The 3,860-nt window shown below is 68.4% G+C and carries 3 protein-coding genes; 1 reads left to right on the top strand and 2 read right to left on the bottom strand.

What is annotated here, in order from left to right:
* Nucleotides 1-2,375: MMPL family transporter (locus tag KZA10_RS09405; RefSeq protein ID WP_308289628.1), on the bottom strand; the 2,375-nt coding region annotated here is incomplete at its 3' end.
* Nucleotides 2,376-2,506: 131 nt separating this feature from the next.
* Between KZA10_RS09405 and KZA10_RS09400 the strand changes: the two genes are divergently transcribed.
* The gene (locus tag KZA10_RS09400) at nucleotides 2,507-3,130 is read left to right on the top strand and encodes a TetR/AcrR family transcriptional regulator (protein ID WP_218682731.1); all 624 of its coding nucleotides are present in this window, start codon (nucleotides 2,507-2,509) and stop codon (nucleotides 3,128-3,130) included.
* On the opposite strand, the gene KZA10_RS09395 is transcribed toward KZA10_RS09400, so the two are convergent.
* On the bottom strand, nucleotides 3,117-3,860 hold a 744-nt coding region (locus KZA10_RS09395; protein ID WP_218682730.1), incomplete at its 5' end, for an MFS transporter. The two genes, KZA10_RS09400 and KZA10_RS09395, sit on opposite strands and share 14 nt — an antisense overlap.

Genomic DNA, 3,860 nt, shown 5'->3' with positions numbered 1-3,860 from the left:
GCCATGTCAGCGCGCCTCCGGCTTCGAGCCGTGCAGCTGCACAACGTAGGCGATGACCGCGGTGATGACGCCCATGATGATGGCGATCGTCGCGGCGTAGTTGGACTGCTGCCACATGCGGCCAGGTGTCGTTCGCGTTCGACGGCCTCGCCCTCGACGTCGACGCGGGGGAGGATCTTCTCCAGCCAGCGCGGGAGCTCCCAGGCACGTTCGCCCAGGATCGCCATGAGCGCGGGGATCAGCGTCATCCGCACCAGGAAGGCGTCGAAGGCGATGCCGGCGGCGAGGCCGAGCGCGATCGGCTTGAGCGACGAGTCGCCCTCGGGGACGAACGCGACGAACACCGCGAACATGATGAGCCCGGCTGCGGTCACGACCTTCGCCGAGCCGGTGAAACCGCTGCGCACGGCCCGGAGCGCGGCGGCCCGCCGGGTGGCACGGTTCGGGCTCGTCGCATCCTTGTCGTGCACGAAGTCCTCGCGCATGCGGGAGACGAGGAAGACCTGGTAGTCCATGGCCAGACCGAACAGCACGCCCATCAGGATGATCGGCATGAAGCTGATGATGGGCCCGACCTTGGCGACGTGCAGCAGGTCGGCGAACCATCCCCATTCGAACACCGCCCCGACCACGCCGAAGGCGGCGACGATCGAGAGCAGGTATCCGGCCGCAGCCGTGATCGGCACCCACAGCGAGCGGAACACGATGGTCAGCAGGATCAGCGAGAGGCCGATCACGAAGATGCCGAACGGCAGCAGCGCGTTGCCGAGCTGGTCGGAGATGTCGATCCCGACGGCGGTGAAGCCGGTGACCTTGAGGTCGATGCCGAACTCGTCGAGCCACTCGTCGTGGTGGCTGCGCAGCTCACGCACGAGGTCGGCCGTCGCCGGATCGTCGGGTGCGGTCTCGGGGATGATCTGCACGATGCCGGTGTCGGCGGTCTCGTTCGGCGTCGCGAGGGCGACCTCCTTCACGCCGGGGACCTTCGCGACCGCGTCGCCGAGGTCTTCCATCAGAGTGAGCGGGTCGGTGGAGGTGACGATCGTGCCGGTGAGGATCAGCGGACCGTTGAACCCGGGTCCGAACTGCTCGCCGACGAGGTCGTAGCTCTGCCGGGCTTCGGAGTCCTTCGGCAGCACGCCGGCGTTGGGGAGGGCGAGGTCGAGGCTCAGCGCGGGCACGGCCACGATCCCGAGTCCGAGGACGACGGCGAGCGACACCAGCACGGGGTGCTTCATGACGCCCCCGACCCAGCGGGCGCTGCCCTTCGCCGGGGCCGTGACGGGCTTCGGCTCCTCCGACGCGTCGGATGCCGCGCTCTTCTTCGTCTTCGGCGCCTTGACCTTCTTCGGGCGACCGACGACCTTGCCCTTCATGAATCCGAGCAGAGCGGGGGTCAGGGTGACGGCGATCGCGACGGCGACGGCGACGGCGGCGGAGGCCGCGATACCCATGGTGGTGAGGAACGGGATGCCGGCGAAGCCGAGGCCGATCAGTGCGATGAGCACGGTGACGCCGGCGAAGACGACGGCGGATCCGGCGGTGCCGACGGCACGGGATGCCGATTCCTCCGGATCCACGCCCTCTCGCACCTGGTCCTGATGTCGCGCCATGATGAACAGCGCGTAGTCGATGCCGACCGCGAGTCCCAGCATGAGCGCCAGCAGCGGGGTGGTCGAGGAGACGGTGGCGAAGGCGGTTGCGGTGAAGATGCCAGCCATCGAGATGCCCACGCCGAGGATCGCGGTGAGCAGGGGGAGCCCGGCCACCACGAATGAACGGAACGTGAGGATGAGCACGAGGAGCGCGATGAGGAGCCCGACCGCCTCGGTGAGGGTGACGCCGGGGATCGAGATCGCGAAGAGGTCGCCGCCGAGCGAGGTCTGCGAGCCGGAAGGAAGCACGGAGTCGAGGTCGCTCACGGCCGAGCGCAGCGCATCCTTCGTCGTGTCCGAGACGTCGGTGGCCTCGCCGTCGAACTGCACGCGCACGATGGCCGCCGTGTCGTCCTCGTTGATCATGCCCTTGACCATCTCGTCATAGGGCGAGGTGGCGGCGAGCACGCCGTCGAGGTCGCCCAGCTCGTCGACGGCGTCCTCGATGTGTTCCCGGTAGTCGTCATCCGTGATCTTGTCGCCGTCGGCGGCGACCACGATGAACTGCGCATTCGTGCCACTCACCTGCGGGAACGAACGGGAGAGCTGCTCGAGACCGGCCTGCGATTCGGTTCCGGGGATGGAGAACGTGTTGTCTGTTCCCGCTCCCAGCACGAGAGCCCCGGCGCCGGCGATGCCGAGCGCGAGCAGCCAGGACACGAGGACTCGCCACGGGTGCCGGAAGGACCAGCGTCCGAGCGAGGACAGGAGTGTGGACACGCGATCCTCCGAGGGGTGCGGGGTGGATACACAGGTGTATCCGATACATAGATGTATCGTAAGGTGACCCGCCCGGCCAAGCCTGTGTGCAGGGTGTGAATCATGCGAGAGTGAAGGGTCAGGAGGTTTCGATGTCGACACCCGCAACCCGCAGCCGTGAGAACACGCGTGCCCGTCTGCTCGAAGCGGCGGCGCAGGTCTTCGCCGAGGTCGGGCTCGACGGAGCATCGGTCGAAGCGGTCTGCGAGCGAGCTGGCTTCACCCGCGGCGCGTTCTACTCGAACTTCGAGTCCAAGGACGAGCTGTTCCTCATGCTCGCCGCCAGCGTCTCCGAAGTGCGCGTGAACGCGGTGCGCACCCGTGTCGAGGAGCTGACCGCCGCCGGTGCCCTCGTCGAGGGGTGCGATCCGATCGATCTCGTGCAGCAGATCATGGAGCTCGGCGGAGACGACCGCCTCGGTGTCATGCTCCTCAGCGAGATCCGCATCCGCGCCCTGCGCGACGCGAGGTTCGGTGAGGCGTATCTCGCCCAAGAGTGCGAGATGGTCTCGAGCATCGCGCAGATCGTCGACGACATCATCTCGGCGGGTCTCCTGCGGCTGCGGCTCCCGGCCGAGATCGCCGCGCGCATGCTCATGATCATCTGGGAGGGCATGACCGTGCGAGGAGCGATGGCCGGCCAGGACGACGCGCAGCTTCGGCACTCCGGTGGCGAGGAGCTCGGCCGCCTGGTGCAGCTGCTCATCGAGCCGTAGTCGGCGTCGCCGTTCCCCGGGCCCTCGAGGTCTGACGGCTCGCTGCGAGGGAGAGCAGTGCGGCACCGGCCAGGAGCGCAGCCGTCACGAGGAACGTCACCTTCAGTGCTGCGGTGAGCGCCTCCGGAGATGCGGTCGCGATCTCTGCTGCGCCGGAGGCTGCGGCGAAGAGTGCCGCGAGCACGGAGGCGCCAGTGACGAGCCCGAGATTGCGGGACAGGCCGAGCAATCCTGACGTCACACCGCGATGCTCTGTCGGCGTCGCACTCAGGACTCCGGTGTTGTTCGCCGCCAGGAACAGCTGGTACCCGGGGGCGAGCAGCACAGTGCCCGTGATGTATCCGATGAGCCCCCACCAGGAGGGCAGCAACGCGAGCGCGAGGGCTCCGACGACCATGGCCGAGAGCCCCGCCGTGGTCATGAGCCGCGTGCCGAACCGGTCGACCGCGCGGCCGGCGATCACGCCGGTGCAGATGGAGGCGAGCGGTCCCGCGGCCATGGTCGCCCCGATCGCGGCCGGAGCGAGGTGCAGCCCTCCCGCGAGGAAGAATGGGCCGACCACGAGAGTGCTCATCATGACCGTGCCCACGATCAGGTTGAGCACGGCCCCGATCGAGACGTCGCGATTGCGGAGCAGAGCCGGCGGCAGGAGCGCATGGGAAGCGCGGGCCTCCCGGAGGGCGAACAGAGCGGCAGTGACGATCGCGCCGCCGAGGAGCGGCATCGTCGG

This window comes from Microbacterium sp. BF1 (assembly GCF_019279095.1).
Taxonomy (GTDB): domain Bacteria; phylum Actinomycetota; class Actinomycetes; order Actinomycetales; family Microbacteriaceae; genus Microbacterium; species Microbacterium maritypicum.
Note: the sequence above shows the minus strand (reverse complement) of the source record. Positions and strands in the feature narration are given on the sequence as shown.